At 62.6% G+C, this 17090-nt stretch carries 14 protein-coding genes; 7 read left to right on the forward strand and 7 right to left on the reverse strand.

Annotation, left to right across the window (positions count from 1 at the left end; all coding sequences use genetic code 11):
* Positions 1-71 precede the first annotated feature (71 nt).
* Positions 72-947, reverse strand: coding sequence for a 4-hydroxy-tetrahydrodipicolinate synthase (gene dapA, locus MWU54_RS09340; protein WP_247082480.1), 876 nt, complete (start codon positions 945-947; stop codon positions 72-74).
* Between the two features lie 132 nt (positions 948-1079).
* Between dapA and MWU54_RS09345 the strand changes: the two genes are divergently transcribed.
* The gene (locus MWU54_RS09345; protein ID WP_247082482.1) at positions 1080-3035 is read left to right on the forward strand and encodes a lytic transglycosylase domain-containing protein; all 1956 of its coding nucleotides are present in this window, start codon (positions 1080-1082) and stop codon (positions 3033-3035) included.
* On the opposite strand, the gene MWU54_RS09350 is transcribed toward MWU54_RS09345, so the two are convergent.
* Together MWU54_RS09350 and mnmD are read right to left on the reverse strand one after the other, a co-directional pair.
* The gene (locus MWU54_RS09350) at positions 3009-3875 is read right to left on the reverse strand and encodes a DMT family transporter (RefSeq protein ID WP_247082484.1); all 867 of its coding nucleotides are present in this window, start codon (positions 3873-3875) and stop codon (positions 3009-3011) included. The two genes, MWU54_RS09345 and MWU54_RS09350, sit on opposite strands and share 27 nt — an antisense overlap.
* Positions 3872-4549, reverse strand: coding sequence for a tRNA (5-methylaminomethyl-2-thiouridine)(34)-methyltransferase MnmD (gene mnmD / locus MWU54_RS09355; RefSeq protein ID WP_247083997.1), 678 nt, complete (start codon positions 4547-4549; stop codon positions 3872-3874). Before mnmD ends, MWU54_RS09350 begins: the two co-directional genes overlap by 4 nt.
* Positions 4550-4596: 47 nt before the next feature.
* Here mnmD and MWU54_RS09360 point away from each other — a divergent pair, with 47 nt between their 5' ends.
* Positions 4597-5637 (forward strand): FAD-binding oxidoreductase, encoded by a 1041-nt coding sequence (locus MWU54_RS09360; protein WP_247082486.1) that lies wholly within the window; start codon positions 4597-4599, stop codon positions 5635-5637.
* On the opposite strand, the gene MWU54_RS09365 is transcribed toward MWU54_RS09360, so the two are convergent.
* Positions 5630-7099: a PLP-dependent aminotransferase family protein gene (locus MWU54_RS09365; protein WP_247082488.1), complete on the reverse strand. Its 1470-nt coding sequence runs from the start codon at positions 7097-7099 to the stop codon at positions 5630-5632. The two genes, MWU54_RS09360 and MWU54_RS09365, sit on opposite strands and share 8 nt — an antisense overlap.
* Before the next feature lie 111 nt (positions 7100-7210).
* On the reverse strand, positions 7211-8686 hold the full coding sequence (locus MWU54_RS09370) for an ABC transporter substrate-binding protein (RefSeq protein ID WP_247082490.1): 1476 nt from the start codon (positions 8684-8686) through the stop codon (positions 7211-7213).
* Positions 8687-8839: 153 nt separating this feature from the next.
* Between MWU54_RS09370 and panB the strand changes: the two genes are divergently transcribed.
* Both panB and panC read left to right on the forward strand, forming a co-directional pair.
* Complete coding sequence (gene panB / locus MWU54_RS09375; protein WP_247082492.1) at positions 8840-9673, forward strand: 3-methyl-2-oxobutanoate hydroxymethyltransferase; 834 nt, start codon at positions 8840-8842, stop codon at positions 9671-9673.
* Positions 9670-10512, forward strand: a complete 843-nt coding sequence (gene panC, locus MWU54_RS09380) for a pantoate--beta-alanine ligase (protein WP_247082494.1) — start codon at positions 9670-9672, stop codon at positions 10510-10512. The genes panB and panC overlap by 4 nt, the downstream gene beginning before the upstream one ends.
* A 63-nt stretch (positions 10513-10575) precedes the next feature.
* Here the strand turns inward: panC and MWU54_RS09385 are convergent, their stop codons facing one another.
* Together MWU54_RS09385 and MWU54_RS09390 are read right to left on the reverse strand one after the other, a co-directional pair.
* A complete protein-coding gene (locus tag MWU54_RS09385; RefSeq protein ID WP_247082496.1) occupies positions 10576-11850 on the reverse strand; it encodes an acetylornithine deacetylase/succinyl-diaminopimelate desuccinylase family protein in 1275 nt (424 codons plus the stop codon).
* Positions 11851-11904: 54 nt separating this feature from the next.
* Entirely contained in the window at positions 11905-12882 is a 978-nt protein-coding gene (locus MWU54_RS09390; protein ID WP_247082498.1) for a DUF2125 domain-containing protein, read from the reverse strand.
* A gap of 67 nt (positions 12883-12949) precedes the next feature.
* On the opposite strand from MWU54_RS09390, the gene MWU54_RS09395 reads away from it, so the two are divergent.
* The 3 genes from MWU54_RS09395 (at position 12950) to MWU54_RS09405 (ending at position 17073) form a co-directional block, all read left to right on the forward strand.
* Positions 12950-13480, forward strand: a complete 531-nt coding sequence (locus MWU54_RS09395) for a gamma-glutamylcyclotransferase (protein WP_247082499.1) — start codon at positions 12950-12952, stop codon at positions 13478-13480.
* A gap of 74 nt (positions 13481-13554) precedes the next feature.
* Entirely contained in the window at positions 13555-14745 is a 1191-nt protein-coding gene (locus MWU54_RS09400) for a biopolymer transporter ExbB (protein ID WP_247082501.1), read from the forward strand.
* Positions 14746-14748: 3 nt separating this feature from the next.
* Entirely contained in the window at positions 14749-17073 is a 2325-nt protein-coding gene (locus tag MWU54_RS09405) for a peptidoglycan -binding protein (protein WP_247082503.1), read from the forward strand.
* Positions 17074-17090: the final 17 nt, after the last annotated feature.

Genomic DNA, 17090 nt, shown 5'->3' on the forward strand with positions numbered 1-17090 from the left:
AGACAAATGAAATAGGCCGCGCCCGAGGGTGCGGCCTTTGTTGTGTCAGGGCTGTCCGAAGCGGTGGTGGATCAGTTCAGCAAACCCGCGTGGCGCAGGCCGTGATCAATCGCGTCGCGTGTGGTTTGTGCCACCGGGAACAGCGGTGGCCGCATGTCCTCTTCGCACAGGCCAAGACGGCTCATGGCGTATTTCGCGCCGCAGACACCCGGCTCTGTGAAGATCCCCTGATGCAGCGGCATCAGTTTGTCCTGCAGATCGAGCGCTTTGCCAAAGTCACCGGCAAGGGTGGCGTCCTGCATTTGCGCACACAGGGCCGGGGCCACGTTCGCCGTGACCGATATCATGCCGACGCCGCCTTGCGCGTTGAACCCGTGTGCGGTTGCGTCTTCGCCGGACAGTTGAACAAAGTCCGGGCCACAGGTGATCCGCTGCGCGCAGACGCGGGCCAGATCGCCGGTCGCGTCTTTTACCCCGATGATCCGGGGCAGCTTCGCTAATTGACCCATGGTTGCCGGGGTCATGTCCACTACCGAGCGACCGGGGATGTTGTAGATGATGATCGGTAGGGTGCAGGCATCGTGCAGCATGGTGAAATGCTGGATCAGACCGTTTTGCGTGGGCTTGTTGTAATACGGCGTGACGACAAGCCCCGCCTGGGCACCGGCCGCTTCGGCGTGTTGCAAAAAGCGGATGGCCTCGACCGTGTTGTTCGATCCGGCCCCGGCAATGACCGGGATGCGACCGGCAGCGGCGTCGACCACGCAGGTCACGACCTGTTCGTGTTCCTCGTGGCTGAGCGTCGGGCTTTCGCCGGTGGTGCCCACGGGCACAAGGCCATGGCTGCCCTGATCCACATGCCATTCCACCAACCGTTTGAGCGCGTCAAAATCCACTGAACCGTTCTTGAACGGTGTGATCAGTGCAGGCATCGACCCTTTGAACATTGTCACGCTCCTTATTTGACGTTGTGGCGGTTCCGCCGTTGTGCCCGTCCCGCGAATGTGAGTTGAAGGTCGCGGGGGTCGGGTTATCCTTAGCGTGCCGTCTATCCTGTTTCAGTGGAGAAAATGCAAGTCATGTTTCGGCCCAAAGCGATCCTGACGGTGCTCTTGCTTCTCGTCCCGTTTCTTGCCAGCGCGCAAAGCAATGACCGCCCGTTGGAGCGGGCGATGGATTTGATGCGCGAGGGCAATTGGGCCGCCGCCCAGATCGAGGCGCGGGGCGATGGGCAGGCGGCGCTGGACGTGATCCTGTGGCATTACCTGCGTGCCGGGCAGGGATCGCCGCGCGAGATACAGGATTTCCTGTCGCGCAATCCCGATTGGCCGGGCCTGCCGTTTCTGAAGGAGAAAAGCGAAGCCGCGATGACCTCGGCCACGGCTGACGCGATCCGCGCGTTCTATGCCGATCACACGCCCGAAACCGGGGCAGGCGCGTTGTCGCTGGCGCGGGCGCATCTGGTGGCCGATGATCGCGAAACCGCGCAGGCGGTGATCCGGGAGGCCTGGTTGACGCTGAGCCTGACCGCAGAAGAACGCGCGGCGTTTCTTGCGTCTTATGACGACGTGCTGGCGCCGCTGCATGCAGAGCGCCTAGACGCGATGCTGTGGCGGGGGTGGTCCAGCAATGCCCGTGGGATGTTGTCCTTGGTGACGGACGGGCATGCGGCGCTGGCCAATGCGCGCATGGCGCTGCGTGCCGATGCGGCGGGTGTGGATACGCTGATCGAGGCGGTGCCCGCGACGCTAAGTGCGGATGCCGGTTTGGCCTATGAGCGGTTTGCCTGGCGCGTCAGGAAGGGCCGGACGGAAGATGCGGTCGAATTGCTGAAAGCGCGGTCATCGTCTGCCGAAAGCCTGGGACGTCCGGAGGTCTGGGCAGGCCAACGGCGCAACCTTGTCCGACAGTTGATGCGGGCGGGAGAGCATGTGTCGGCCTATCAGATCGCCGCCAACCATCATCTGACCAGCGGGTCGCGCTTTGCCGATCTGGAGTGGTTGTCAGGATATCTGTCCTTGCGGTTCCTGAACGAACCGGCTGCCGCCGTCGGCCATTTCGAGGCGTTTCGCGGGGCAGTTGAAACACCGATTTCGCTGGGCCGCGCCGGGTATTGGCTGGGCCGTGCGCATGAGGCGCTGGGCGATGACGCAGCGGCGGCGCAGGCCTATGCGTTTGGTGCCGGGTTCCAGACGTCGTTCTACGGATTGCTCGCGGCAGAGCGGGGCGGGATTGCGCCCGATCCGCTGCTGGACGGATCAGAGATTTTCCCCGACTGGCGCGATGCGGCGTTTACCGAATCGTCGGTGTTTGAGGCCGCCATTCTGTTGCTGGACGCCGAAGAAAACGTGTTGGGCGAACGGTTTTTGACCCATCTGGCCGAATCTCTGGACCGCAGGCAGATCGGGCAGATGGGCCAGATGCTTGCGGATCTGGGTCAGGCGCATATCCAGGTCATGCTGGGCAAGCGTGCCGCGCAATACGGGTTCGAGGTGCACGCGCCTTATTACCCGCTGCACCCGATGGCGCAGGTGGAATACGCGGTGCCCACAGAGCTGGTTCTGGCCATTGCGCGCCGGGAATCCGAATTTGATCCGGGGGTTGTGTCGCCGGTGGGCGCGCGCGGGTTGATGCAGGTGATGCCCGCCACCGCGCGGGAAGTGGCCGGGTGGCTGGATGTGGAATACTCTGAGGCCAAGCTTTTGAGTGACCCGACCTATAACGCGGTGCTGGGCAGCACGTATCTTGAACGGCTGGCCGAGCAGTTCAACGGCAACGCGGTGATGATTGCGGCGGCGTATAATGCCGGTCCCAGCCGTCCGGTCCGATGGATGGAGGATCGCGGCGATCCGCGGGACGGCGGGATGGAGATCATCGATTGGATCGAACACATCCCCTTCACCGAGACCCGGAATTACGTCATGCGGGTGACCGAAAGCCTGCCGATTTACCGCGCACGTCTGGGCAAAGACCCGCATCCGGTGCCGTTTTCGCAAGAGCTGACCGGCTCAACCCTTCTGCCGCTGACGCCATAGGGTGAAGAGCCCGGCGCAGACGATCAGGCTGGCCCCGATGGCCACGTTGGGTTCCATCGTCTCTCTGAATACGAGGATGCCAAGGCTGGCGGCGAAAGGCAGCTGCAGATAGGCAAACGGCTGCACGGCGCTGGCTTCGGCCACGTCGTAACATTTGATCAGCAGGTAGTGCCCGGTGGCGCCGGTCACGCAGAGCAGGCTCATCAACGCCCAGTCGGGGCCGGTCATCGGTTCCCAGAACCAGATGCCGATCAGGGTCATGAACACCGCCCCAACCGTGCCGGTCCAGAAAAAGCTCGTGGCGGCGCTGTCTTTGCGGGCGGCAAAGCGGGTGAGCAGCCCGTAGAGGGCAAACATCAGGGCGGACATGGCCGGGATAATGGCCAGCGGGGAAAACACGCCGAAGCCGGGGCGCAGGATGATCAGAATACCGATGAACCCGACGCCAATCGCCGTCCAGCGCCGCCAGCCGACCTGTTCGCCCAGGATCGGGCCCGACAGCGCGGCGATCAAGAGCGGGTAGCAGGCAAAGATCGCGTGGCTTTCGACAAGGCCCAGATAGGTGAAGGCCAGCACCATCACGCAGATCTCGCTGGCCAGCAGCAACCCCCGGAACCCTTGCAGCCACGGTTGCGTGGTGGCGGCAGCGGCGCGAAGGCCACCGGCGCGGCGACTGGCGACAAACATCACGAAGGCGGCGAAGAACCAGTAGCGGATCATCACCACCATCAGGACATTGTATTCGCTGGCGAGATGCTGGGACAGCCCGTCCTGCATCGCAAAGACAAAGGTGGTGGCCACCATCAGCCAGATGCCAAGCTTGTTGTTGGTGTCGGTCATTCCGGGGCTTTCCGGGCAATGGTCATGTGACGTTTCCGCCCGAAACCGGGGATGCGTTCGGGTGTCAGCCCGGCTGCCGCAAGCGCGCGGCGCACATGCCCTGCGGCGGTGTAGGTGGCGGCGGTGCCCCCTGAGGCGGTGTGCTGTCCGACCTGCGCCAGCAAGTCGGGTTCCCAAAGCTCGGGGTTCTTGGCCGGGGAAAACCCATCAAGGAACCACGCATCCACGTCTTTCGTCAGTGTGGGAACCGTTTTGCGGGCATCGCCTTCGACAAGCGTGAAGCGCAGATCCGGAAGCGTGATGGTGCGGGCGTTCTTCTGCCAGAACGGACGAAGCTCTTCGGCCAGTGGTGCAAGATCGACAAATGCCTGCTGCGCGCGGATCATGTCGTCGGGCAACATCGGGAAGGCTTCGAAACTTGTGAAATGCAGCACCCCGGTTTGGCCGGTCTCGCGCCACAGCTGCAGGCTGGCCAGCAGGTTCAGACCGGTGCCAAACCCCAGTTCCGCGATGTGAAACCCGTCGCGGAAGCGGTCGGGCAGGCCATTGCCTGTCAGGAACACGTAACGTGTCTCGGCCAGACCATCGTCGAGCGAGAAATAAGGATCATCAAACCGGCGCGACACGGGGACATCCCCGTCGCGCCAGTCGAGGGGTTCTGGCTGGTGTTCCATGGTGACATACCTTAGCGTCAGCGCGACATTGGCGAGGAGGCCGGGAATTGGCAATGCCACAAATCACGGTTCGCGGTGCCGGAATTTTCGGTCTGAGCATTGCGTGGGTTCTGACGCAGCGCGGCGCGCGGGTGCAGGTGGTCGATCCGTTTGGGGCCGGGTCCGGGTCCAGCGGTGGGTTGGTCGGCGCTTTGGCCCCGCATGTGCCGGAGAACTGGAACGACAAGAAAGCGTTTCAGTTGGAGAGCCTGTTGATGGCCGAAGCCTTTTGGGCCGAGGTGCAGGAGGCCGGCGGGCTGGACGCGGGCTATGCGCGGACGGGGCGGTTGCAGCCGATTGCGGATGATCATGGGCTGTCGCTTGCCCGCGCGCGCACCGAAGGCGCGGAAACGCTCTGGCAGGGGCGCGCGGTGTGGGAGGTGGTTGCGGCGGACAGCATTGGTGGCTTTGCGCCGGACACGCCGTCAGGATTTCTGATCCACGACACTTTGACAGCGCGGATGCATCCAAGGCAGGCCTGTGCGGCGCTTGTGGCGGCACTGTCGGCGCGCGGTGTCGAGGTTGTGGCAGAGACACCGGACGCTGGCGCGGTGATCTGGGCGACCGGATGGCGCGGGTTGTTGGCGTTGTCCGCAGAGGTTGGCAAATCCGTCGGGGCCGGGATCAAAGGCCAGTCAGCGGCGTTTCGATATGCGGCACCGGACGCGCCGCAAGTGTTTGTGGATGGGTTGCATATCGTGCCGCATGCCAATGGTACCGTGGCAATTGGATCGACCAGCGAGCGGGAGTTTGACGATCCTGTTGGGCTTGATGCGCAATGCGACGATCTGATCACGCGGGCGATTGCCGCGATGCCGGTTCTTGCGGATGCGCCTGTTGTGGACCGTTGGGCCGGGGTGCGCCCGCGCGCGCGGTCACGGGCGCCGATGCTGGGGGCGTGGCCGGGGAAACCGGGGCATTTCATCGCCAATGGCGGGTTCAAGATCGGGTTTGGCATGGCCCCGAAAGTGGCGCATGTGATGGCCGATCTGGTGCTGGACGGCGTTGATACGATCCCCGAAGGGTTCCGGGTCGAGGCGTCTATGTAACGGGCGTGGCCTGAATAGCCTTGGCGATCTCGGCCACACCCGGATCAATCCGCGCCTGCGCAATCGAGCTATAGGCCAGTCGGTAAAAATTGGCTGGCGGATTGCCATCAGCAAAAAACGCGGTGCCGGGTTCGATCAGGACACTGGCGTCCCGTAGCCGCGCGGCAAGGTCCTGGCTGTCGACATGATCGGGCGCCCGCATCCAGAAAGAAGACCCCCCGTTGGTGCCTTTCCCGGCAATCGTCAGCCCGTGCTTGTTGATGGCGTGCTCCATGATGGCGCGGCGGTCGGCCAGGGCTTTGCCAGTGCGGCGGATCAGGCTGTCATAATGCCCGAGGCTCAGGAAATAGGCGGTGGTGCGCTGCGCGTGGCCGGGGGGATGGCGCAGCATTGAGGCACGCAGGGCGCGGACTTCCCGGATAAAGGGGGCAGAGCCGACCAGATATCCAAGCCGCAACCCGGGAAAGAGCGATTTGGAAAAGCTGCCGACATAGATCACCCGGCCATCGGTATCGAGGCTCTTAAGCGCGGGCATGGGCGTTTTGAGATAGGCCATCTCGAATTCGTAATCGTCTTCGACAATCAGCGCGTCCAATTCCCTGGCACGGGCCAGCAAGGCCTGCCGCCGTTGCAAGGGCATCGTATAGGACGTGGGGCATTGGTGGCTGGGGGTTGTGAAAATGACGTTGGTGTCGTCCGGGATCAGGTCCGGAGGAAGGCCATCCTTGTCCACCGGCACCGCGAGCGTTTCGCATTGCGCCCGGCCCAGAATTTCGCGCAAGGCCGGGTAACAGGGGTCTTCGATCACCGCGACGCATCCCTTGTTGAGCAGGGTTTGCTTGGTCATCCAAAGCGCGTTTTGCGCCCCAAGCGTGATCAGAACCTCGTCGGCATTGGCCGAAATGCCCCGGCGGGGCAGGGTGTGGCGCAGGATAAATTCGACCAGTTGCGGATCGTCCTGATCGTAGTAATCCTGTGTCATGGCGGAAAAATCGCGCGCGCCAAGGGCTTGCAGGGCGCACAGACGCCAGTTCGAATGATCGAACAATTGCGGGTCTGTCTGGCCATACAGAAACGGGTAGCGATAGTTCTGCCAATCCCGGGGCCGTTCGAGTTTCACACCCCCGGTAAATCGACGTCTGAGTGCGCGGGTCCAGTCCACGGCGTCGCGTTTTTCGGGGGGGCTTTCGAATACGGGGGGTTCGGGGGCGTCCTCGGATACGAAGTAACCCGAACGCCCTTTCGAGGTCAGGTAATCATTGGCCAGAAGTTCGGTATAGGCCAGCGTAACGGTGATCCGGCTGACGCCCAGATGGGCGGCGAGTTTGCGGCTGGAGGGAAGTTTTTCGCCCTGTCGGAACCGGCCCGACAGGATGCCTTCGGCCACCATCTGCTGAATCCGGGCCTGAAGGGTGCCCTTGGTGTCGGGTTTAAGGAAAAACGTCTCAACGGGGATGGCCATCCCGGAATCGTATGCTGGACTTAACCGGTTTGCAATCTGGTCTTACGGGGCGGGCCGGGGAAGGGCTTTGCAAAGCCCTTCCTGACGCGGTTTTCAAACCGCGTGTGCCCGTTACTCGGTCCAGCTCACGCCGGTCAGGTCGGTCGCCTGTGTTGGCGCGTTTTCCCACAGACCGGTAATCCGGGCATCCGCGATGGTCGGAAAGGCCAGTTGGAACAGATAGCCGTTCACATAGTCATCCGAAATCGTCTTCTGTGCCTGCGCCAGCATTTCGGACCGTGTTTCCGGATCGCTGGTGATCTCCAGTGTCTGGATCAACGCCTGAAAATCGGGGTTGTCATACTGGAAATAGTAATCCGGGCGGGCATAGATTCCGATGTCGAAAGGTTCGGTGTGGCTGACGATGGTGAGGCCGAAATCCTTGCCGCGGAACACCTCTTCCAACCATTGCGCCCATTCAAGATTGGTGATCTCGGTCTGGATTCCCACCTCGCGCAATTGCGCCGCGATAATCTCGCCGCCGCGCCGGGCATAGGAGGGCGGGGGCAGTTTGAGCGTTGTGGTGAACCCGTCTGCCAGCCCGGCCTCGGCCAGAAGCGCCTTGGCCTTTTCGGGGTCATGGGCGGATTTGGCCGTGAGGTCGACATAGTCGGGATTGTGCGGCGCGAAATGGGTGCCGATGGGCGTGCCAAGCCCGAACATTGCGCCGTCGATGATCGCCTGCCGGTCGATGGCATGGGCAATCGCCTGGCGCACCCGGACGTCATCCAGCGGCGGCAGCTTGTTATTCGTGCTCAGGATGGTTTCGCCTTCGGTTGACCCCACCAGGACCTGAAAGCGCGGGTCGGCTTCGAATTGCGGGATGTTTTCGGGGGCGGGAAAGCCTGCAAAAGCGTCGATGTCCTGCGCCATCATGGCGGCAAAGGCGGCTGTCGGGTCAGAAATGAATTTGAACGTCGCCGATTCAAGCGCGGGGGCGTCGCCCCAGTACTCCGCGTTGCGGCTGAGTTCGATGCGGTCGCCTTGCACCCATTGGTCAAACTTGAACGCGCCGGTGCCGATGGGCTTTTGCTTGATGTCGTCAATGCTTTCGGGGGCCACGATCACCGCGTCCCCCCAGGCCATGTTGAACAGGAAGTTGCCGTTGGGGGCAGACAGCGTCACGGCGACGGTTTGCGGATCGATGACCTTTACGTCCTCGATTCCGGCAAACAGCGATTTTTGCGCGTTGGCGCTGTCTTCGGCGCGCGCCCGGTCAAGCGAGAACTTGACGTCCTGTGCATCCAGCGTCGTGCCATCATGGAAGGTGACGCCGTCGCGCAGGGTGAAGGTGTAGGTCATGCCGTCGTCGCTGATTTCCCAGCGTTCCGCGAGGCCCGGGACCACCGACCCGTCTGACATGAACCGGGTGAGGCCTTCGAAAACGTTCGAATAGAGCACGCTGTCGATGGCCCCGGCAGCCGCGCTTGTCGGATCGAGATGGGGTGGTTCAAGCTGAAGCGCGATGGTCAGATCGGTTTGTTGTGCCAAAGCGGGCGTGCACAGCAATACCGCGCCAGCCACAGAACTGAGAAAACGGGCAGTCATAAGTCCCTCCTGTTGATGGGCTGCGCCCAGGTGTTTTCGAGAGTGTCACGGCGAATCGGCGTGTAATCAAGCACATGCTGCAATTTGCGCAGTGCGGCAGGGGGTCTGGCCTGTTAAGTCCGCTTTGGATCACGACGAGACAGGAGCCGCCCGATGAGCGCCACCGCCCGGAAAACAGCGCCTTTGCCCGATGATATTCGCGCCCAGAAAGGCGGGACGCCGATTGTCAGCCTGACCGCCTATACCACGCCGATGGCGGAACTGATGGATGCGCATTGCGACTTTGTGCTGGTGGGGGACAGCGTTGGCATGGTGCTGCATGGCCTGCCATCGACACTGGGTGTCACGATGGAGATGATGATCCTGCACGGACAGGCGGTGAAGCGCGGGTTGCGACAGGCGATGATGGTGATGGACATGCCGTTCGGGTCCTACGAGGAAAGCCCCGAGCAGGCGTTCCGCAATGCGGCGCGGCTGATGGCGGAAACCGGCGCGGGGGCGGTCAAGCTTGAAGGTGGCGTGGGCATGGCACAGACCATCGCGTTTCTGGTTGCGCGGGGCATTCCGGTGATGGCCCATATCGGGCTGACGCCGCAATCCATCAACACGCTGGGGGGCTACAAGGTGCAAGGACGCGGTGCCGCGCGGGCGCAGCTCTTGGCCGATGCAGAGGCGGTTGCAGAGGCCGGCGCGTTTGCCGTGGTGCTGGAGAAGGTGCCCGAAAGCCTGGCGGACGAGATCACCAAGGCCGTTCCAATCCCGACGATTGGCATCGGGGCGTCCGCGGGATGCGATGGGCAGGTTCTGGTGGTCGACGACATGCTGGGCCTGTTTACCAAATTCAAACCGAAATTCGTTAAACGGTACGCCAGCCTGGGTGAACAGGCGGAAGCTGCTGTCGCGGCCTATGCGGCCGAGGTCCGATCGCGCGCCTTTCCGGCACCCGAACATGTCTTTGCCGATACGGCACCGGAGTCCAAACCATGATCGCGCCGATTGTGCGGGACAAGGCGGCGTTGCGCGCGATGGTCACGCCGTGGAAACGTGCAGGTGAGGTGGTTGGTGTGGTGCCAACCATGGGGGCCTTGCATGACGGCCATCTGAGCCTTGTCGCAGCGGCCAAGGCGGCATGTGACCGGGTGATTGTCACGATTTTCGTGAACCCGAAACAATTCAACAACCCCGAGGATCTGGCAAATTACCCCCGCACCGAAGAAGACGATGCGCGCAAGCTGGAGCGGTTCGGGGTGGACGCGATCTGGGTGCCGGATGGCGATCAGATGTATCCGGAGGGCTTTTCTACCAATGTCTCGGTCTCCGGGCTGACCGATTGTCTGTGTGGTGCAACGCGGCCCGGGCATTTCGATGGTGTCGCCACCGTGGTCAGCAAGTTGTTCTTGCAGACCAGCGCGGATCAGGCGTTTTTCGGCGAAAAGGACTATCAGCAGTTGCAGGTGGTCACGCGGTTGGCGGCCGATCTGGACATTCCGGTCACCGTTGTGGGCTGCCCGACCATTCGCGAAGAAGACGGGCTGGCGATGTCGTCTCGGAACCTGCTTCTGTCGGACCGGGCACGGGTCTATGCGCCGGTGCTGAACGAGGTGATGGAAGAGATGGCAGAGGCTTTGCGCGGCGGGGCGGAAATTGCGGCGCTGATGCCGAAAGCCCTGAAGCGGTTGGAGGTGGCGGGGTTCACCAGCGTTGATTATCTGGAACTGCGCCGGGCGGATGATCTGCAACTGCTGGACCGGGCGGACGTACCGGGGCGGTTGTTTGCCGCTGCGTGGCTGGCCGGAGTGCGGTTGATCGACAATATCGCGGTCTGAGCCGGGGAGATGATGCGTCGACGCATCATCGTGTTTCCGTTCACGGAAACAGATGCGAAAGGGTCAGGGCAACAGCAGGGTTTGCAGGCTGCGCGCCATGACTTTCGCGCTGTCGAGCATGTCGGTGATGCCGACCCATTCATCGGGTTTATGCGCCAGTTCCAGCACACCGGGACCGTAGGCGATGCAGTTCTTCAGCTTGCCGATACGGTCGATGTGTTTCTGGTCATAGCTGCCCGGTGAGGCGACATAAGACGGGTCTTTGCCCAGCACGTCCCGGATGGCGTCGTGCACGGTGGTGACCACGGGGGCATCCTTGTCGGTCATGGAGGGGATCACGCGGTTGAGTTCGCGAATTTCGTAGTCGAAGTTCTCGCGGCGGGATTTGAGATCTTCCAGCAGGTCGATGACCTCGGTGCGCACCGCCTCGATCGGTTCTTCCATTAAAAAGCGGCGGTCGATCACGATGCGGCAACTATCGGGCACGCAATGGGCGGGCAGGCCGGTGTAGTCGGCGGCTTGTTCGGGTTGGCCGCCATGGACCGAATTGATGTTCATCGTGGATTGCCGCGCGCCTTCGGGAACCACGGGCATATCGGTGCGGCGGGAGGCCATGGCCGGGAACAGCGTTTCCTCGAACGCGTGTAGAACGGCGCCCATATGGCGGACGGCGCAATCACCCAGAAACGGCATGGAGCCATGGGCGATTTCACCCTTGGTTTCGATCTCGGCCCACCAGCCGCCGCGATGGCCGAGGCAGATGCGGTCTTTGTTCAGCGGTTCGGGGATGATCACGTGCTGCACGCGCGTGGGATCAAACCAGCCCTTTTCCGCCAGATAGGCGACGCCGCCATAACCGCCGGACTCTTCATCCGCGGTGCCGCTGATTTCGATTGCGCCGGCATAGTCGGGATGTTCGGCAATAAAGGCTTCGGCGGCGATGATGGAGGCGGCAAGGCCGCCCTTCATATCGCAGGCCCCGCGGCCATAGATCTTGTCGCCTTCCACCGCGCCACCAAAGGGGTCACGGGTCCAGCCGTGTCCAACCTCGACCACATCGGTGTGAGAGTTGAAGTGGACGCAGTCGCCCGACCGTGTGCCCTCGTGTCGGGCGATCAGGTTCCAGCGCGGGTATTTTTCGCTATCGCCGGGAGCCCCTTCGGCGCGGACCCAGGTGGTTTCGAATCCTGATCCGCTCAGGCGTGCGGCAAGGGTGTCGCAGATGGCCTCGTAATGCTGTCCCGGCGGGTTGAGCGTTGGAATCGCGATCAGCCCCTGGGTCAGCGCGATCAGGTCTTCGCGCGCGTCGTCGATGCGTTGAAAGAGCGTGTCGCCCATGGGTCACCTCGTTGCTGCCCGCACTGTTGCGGGAGGCGTGGCGCTTTGCAAGCGTCAGTCGAACTGCAACGGGGGTAAGGTGCCAATCGGCAAGGGACCAAGAAGCACAGTGCCGTCTTTCAGCCCCAGCGTGATGTCCAGCGCATCTCTGGATCCGCCAAAGGTGGCCAGCATGGAGAGCAGGTCAATCAAACCGTCGGTCAGCCCCGGTGGCAGATCGCCATTGGCGCGCGCCGCGTTCAGGCTTTCGCGCCAATTGTCCGCTTCGAGAGACACTTCGCCCGTGGCGCGGCCTTGCGGGTCGAACGCGGCGTCGCCGGTGACGCGGAAGGTCAGCGCACCGTAGGTGATCTCGGACCGGGGGACGGTGATCTGCGTTGGGCGCGGCGTGTCCGTTGTTCCGCTGTCCAGCGTGATCGGGGCGTTCAGATCCACGGTCATCTCGCTGCGCAGGGAGGCGAGGGAGTCGGGCGCAAGTGTGCCGGAGATGCGCGGATTGGACACCGCGATCCCGTCCACAAAGAGCGCGATGCGGTAGCTGGCGGGCGCGGGTTCGATCTTTTCCAGAGCGGCGGTCAGACCCGCGAGCGCGACGGTCTGTTCCGGACCTTCAAGGTTCAGCGTGGTGGCTTCGACATTGGCGCGGATCACGTTGTTTGACGCGTGGATCACGCTGGCGCGCAGCCCGTCAGAGGAAATGGCCATCGGGCCATCCGGTGTCGTGACGGTTTGCGTATCGGGCCACGCGACAATCACATGGCCCCGTTTATACGTCAGGCCGAGGATCTGGAAAAACGGTGCGGACCAACCGAACTGTCCGTCGGGAGATGTCAGGCTGGGGTCGGTCAATGTAAGATCCGTGCGGCTGGGAAAGCCCTGAACGGAAATATCGGCATAGCTGGCCTGCCACCCCGCGTCGCGCTGGTCGGCGAACCATGCCTCAACATCCCGCTGCAGCGCGTTGGCGGCGTAGAACCACCAGCCCGCATATCCAAGCGTGGCCACAACAATCACGATGAAAAGTCGTTTCATGCGTGCATCCCCTTTTGTCCGCCGCGCGATTGGTGTTTATCGCGCACATGGCAGCAGGACCAGCAACATGACGCTTTGGGTGTTTGGATACGGATCGCTTTTGTGGAACCCCGGATTTGATCCGGTGGAAACCGCACATGCACGGCTTGAAAACTATGCGCGCAGCTTTTGCATGCGGTCCATTCATCATCGCGGCACGGATGCGGACCCCGGTCTCGTGCTGGCGCTGGATGAACATCCCGGCAGTGTGTGCGACGGGTTGGCGATGCAGATGCACGAGGCCGAGTATGATGCAACGATGGCTTATCTGCGCGAACGGGAGCTGGTGTCGTCGGCCTATCTGGAAAAGACGCTGCCGTTGAAATTCGCCGATGGGCGCGAGGTCACGGCCGTGACCTATGTCATCGATCCCGACCACGTGCAGTATTGCGGATCGCTGGATCTGGAAGAACAGGCCCAGATTATCGCCAGAGCCGTGGGCGGGCGGGGTCCGAACAGCGAATACCTGTTTAACACCGCATCCCATCTGGCCGAACTGGGGATTCCGGATGCCGAACTTGAGTGGTTGTGTGACCGCGTCCGCGCCTTGATTGCTTAACGGCTTGGCGATTGGCGGCGAAGCGCCTAGAGTTGCCCGCGAAGAATAAGAAAACCGCGTCAGGAACTGTCCGAATGGATCAGCCGGACATCGAGGCCGAGCCACAATTTTCCCAACCTGTCCGTCAGGTTCTGATGATGCTCCTTGTTTTGGGGCTGACCGGCTTTGGCGGGTTTCTGGCGCTGCCTCGTGTGTTGCCGGTGTTCGAGGCGAACCCCTATCTTAACGGGTTTATCCTGTTTGTGTTCGGGATCGGCGTGGTCGCCTGTTTCTGGCAGGTCTGGCAGTTGATCCAATCGGTGCGCTGGATCGAAACCTTTGCCCGCGAACGCGAAGCCGGTGTGCAGACCAAGGCGCCGCTGTTGCTGGCCCCATTGGCAACGCTGTTGCGGTCGCGGGGCCGGCGGATGCAGATCAATACGGCGTCGACCCGGTCCATTCTGGATTCCGTGGCCACCCGGATCGACGAGGCGCGTGAAATCACGCGGTACATTGTCAATCTTCTGATCTTTCTGGGCCTGTTGGGAACGTTTTACGGTCTGGCGACAACGGTTCCTGCATTGGTGGACACCATTCGCGGCCTTGCGCCCGAAGATGGCGAAAGCGGCGTTGAGGTCTTCGCGCGGCTGATGAACGGGTTGGACAGCCAGTTGTCCGGTATGGGCGTAGCCTTTGCCTCATCGCTTTTGGGGCTGGCGGGATCGCTGGTTGTGGGGCTGCTCGAACTTTTTGCCGGGCATGGGCAAAACCGGTTTTACCGCGAATTGGAAGAGTGGCTGAGTTCGATCACGAAGCTTGGGTTTTCCAGCGGCGAGGGCGACGGCACCGGCGAAATGAGCGCGACCGGCGCGGTGCTGGACCAGATGATCGAGCAGATGGACACGATGCAGCTTTTGTTTGCGCGATCCGAAGAGGGGCGCAGCGAGGTTGAGAACCGATTGGGCCAACTGAGCGATGCCCTGGAGCGGATGACCGAACGAATGGAGGCCTCTGCCCCCACCGCATCGGCTTTTGCGCGGATCGCGGAAGGGCAGGAGCGACTGATCGAAGTCTTGGACCACAAATCCGAAAACGAAGGTCTGGATGCCGAAAGCCGGATGCGGTTGCGGTCCATTGACGTGCAGATGTTGCGTATCCTTGAAGAGATCGCGGCGGGCCGTCAGGAAACGATGGCCGAACTGCGCACCGATCTGTCGACCATTGGTCGCGCGCTGGACCGGTTGGCACGCACCGCCGGACGCCCGACAGACAAGGGCGAGGGCTAAGCCATGGCCCTGTCCCGGCGCACGGGAACCCGGTTTCAGGCCTCGATCTGGCCCGGCTTTGTGGATGCGATGACCGGGCTCTTGCTGGTTCTGATGTTCGTGCTGACCATCTTTATGGTGGTGCAGGCCGTGCTGCGGGACACGATCACCGGACAGGAAAACGAACTTAACACGTTGTCGTCAGAGATTGCCGAACTGGCGGCCGCGCTGGGGTTGGAGCAGCAGCGCACCACCGCTCTGAACAACGAACTTGGTGCGTTGACCGCGACGATGGATGACACGCGCACACGGTTGACCGAACAGGAAGCGATTATCGCAAGCCTGTCGGCCACACGAGACCGTCAGGCCGAAGCCCTGACCGCCGCAGATGCGCGGATCGCGTCCTTTGAAGAGCAGGTCGCCGGGTTGCTGGCTGATCGGGATGCCGCCCGAACACAGATCACCGACCTGACGGCAGAGCGCGCCGCTTTGGCGGCGGCGCAGGAACAGTTGTTGTCCGAGCAGGAGGCGCTGAACCTTGCGCTGGCAATAGCCCGCAGCGAGATTGACGAACAGACCGAAGCGGCGCGCCTGGCGGCGGCGCAACGCGAGGCGCTGGATGCCCTGGTCGCCGATTTGCGGGCGCGGAACGCAGAGACGACAGAGCAGATCGGGGTATTGACCGGACAGGTCGCAGAGTTGGAGCAGGCGCTGAGCGACGAAGAGGTGGCCAAACTGGCCGAGGCCGAAGCGGCGGCGGCGTTGCGGGCGCGATTGGAAAACGCCGATGCGGAATTGACCGCGATGACACTGGCGCTCGAACAGCAAAGGGCCGAAGCGGAAGAAACGCTCACGCTTTTGGCGGCGGCGCGGGATGCAGAAGATGATCTCAACGCCCGTCTGGCGGCGGCGTTGCTGGAAGGGCAGGACACCGCGTCCGAGTTGCAATCCCGGCTGGATGCGCAGGCGTCGCAGATCGCTGCGCTGGAAACCGACCTTGAGGCAGCGGCGGTGGATCAGTCGACGCTGACCTCCCTGCAGTCGCAGCTGTCGCAAGCCCTGATCCGGGTGTCGGAAGCCAATGCGCTGGAGGCCCGTCTGGAAGAGTTGCGGGCAGAAAACGCCGCGCTGAGTGCCGATTTGACGGCCTCCGAGGACGAAACGGCGCAGACTGCCGCGACGGTGGATGCGCTGCGCCGCGCCTTGGCCCAAGCGCAGGCCGAGGCAGCAGAGCGTACCGCGCAGGAGCGGACGCTGGAGCAACAACTGGCGGCGGCGCTGGCGCAGCAATCTGTCCTGTCCGCAACGCTGGCTGCGGCGGAAAACAACCTTGCCTCGACCGGTGCCGAACTGGACGACACGCAATCGCAGCTTGAAGAGACAACATCAGCCCTGACGGAGCTAAGCAGCCGTGCCGCGACGGCCGAAGCGGCGTTGCAGGATGTGCGCGATCAGCTTGTTGCGGCGTTGGCGGCCAAAGTGGCAGCGGATGCGGCTTTGGAGACCCGGCTGAGCGAAAGCGAACAGCGTCAGATCCTGTTGGAACAGGCGCGTGACCGGCTGAATGCGGAAACCGAGCGGGCCACAGAGGCGCAGCGTCAGACCGAATTGCTCAACCAGCAGGTGGGCGCGCTGCGCCGTCAATTGTCGACGCTGCAGGGGTTGCTGGACGAGGCCGAAGCCAAGGACATCGAAGCACAGATTCAGCTGCAGAGCCTTGGCAGCGAATTGAACACCGCGCTGGCCCGGGTTGCCGCGGAAGAACGCCGTCGGCGTCAGCTTGAGGAAGCCGAACGCATCCGGTTGGAAGAAGAGCGGGTGCGGCTGGAAGAGGAAAAACGCCGGTTGGCACAGGAAAGCGAACGGCTTGCGGGCGAAAACCAGGATCTTGAGCAATACCGCTCCGAGTTCTTTGGCCGCTTGCGCGAGGTGCTGGGCAACCGTGAGGGCGTTCGGATCGAAGGCGACCGGTTCGTGTTCTCGTCAGAGGTCCTGTTTGCCCCCGGTCAGGCCGGATTGTCCGTCGCCGGTCGCGCGCAGATTGCCAATGTGGCAGGGATCCTGCGCGAGGTGGCCGCCGATATCCCGGACGAAATCAACTGGGTGATCCGGGTGGATGGTCATACCGATAACGTGCCATTGTCGGGGCAGGGTGAGTTCTTTGACAATTGGGAACTGAGCCAGGCGCGTGCGCTGTCTGTTGTGCGGTATATGATCAATTTTCTGGGCATCCCGCCTGAACGGTTGGCGGCCAACGGGTTTGGTCAATACCAGCCTGTGAACACAGACGACACACCCGAAGCGCGGGCGCAGAACCGGCGGATCGAGTTGAAACTGACGGAACAGTAAAGCGGCGCGGGGGCGTT

Origin of the sequence: Marivita sp. S6314 (genome assembly GCF_023015985.1) — a bacterium.
Classification (GTDB): domain Bacteria; phylum Pseudomonadota; class Alphaproteobacteria; order Rhodobacterales; family Rhodobacteraceae; genus Marivita.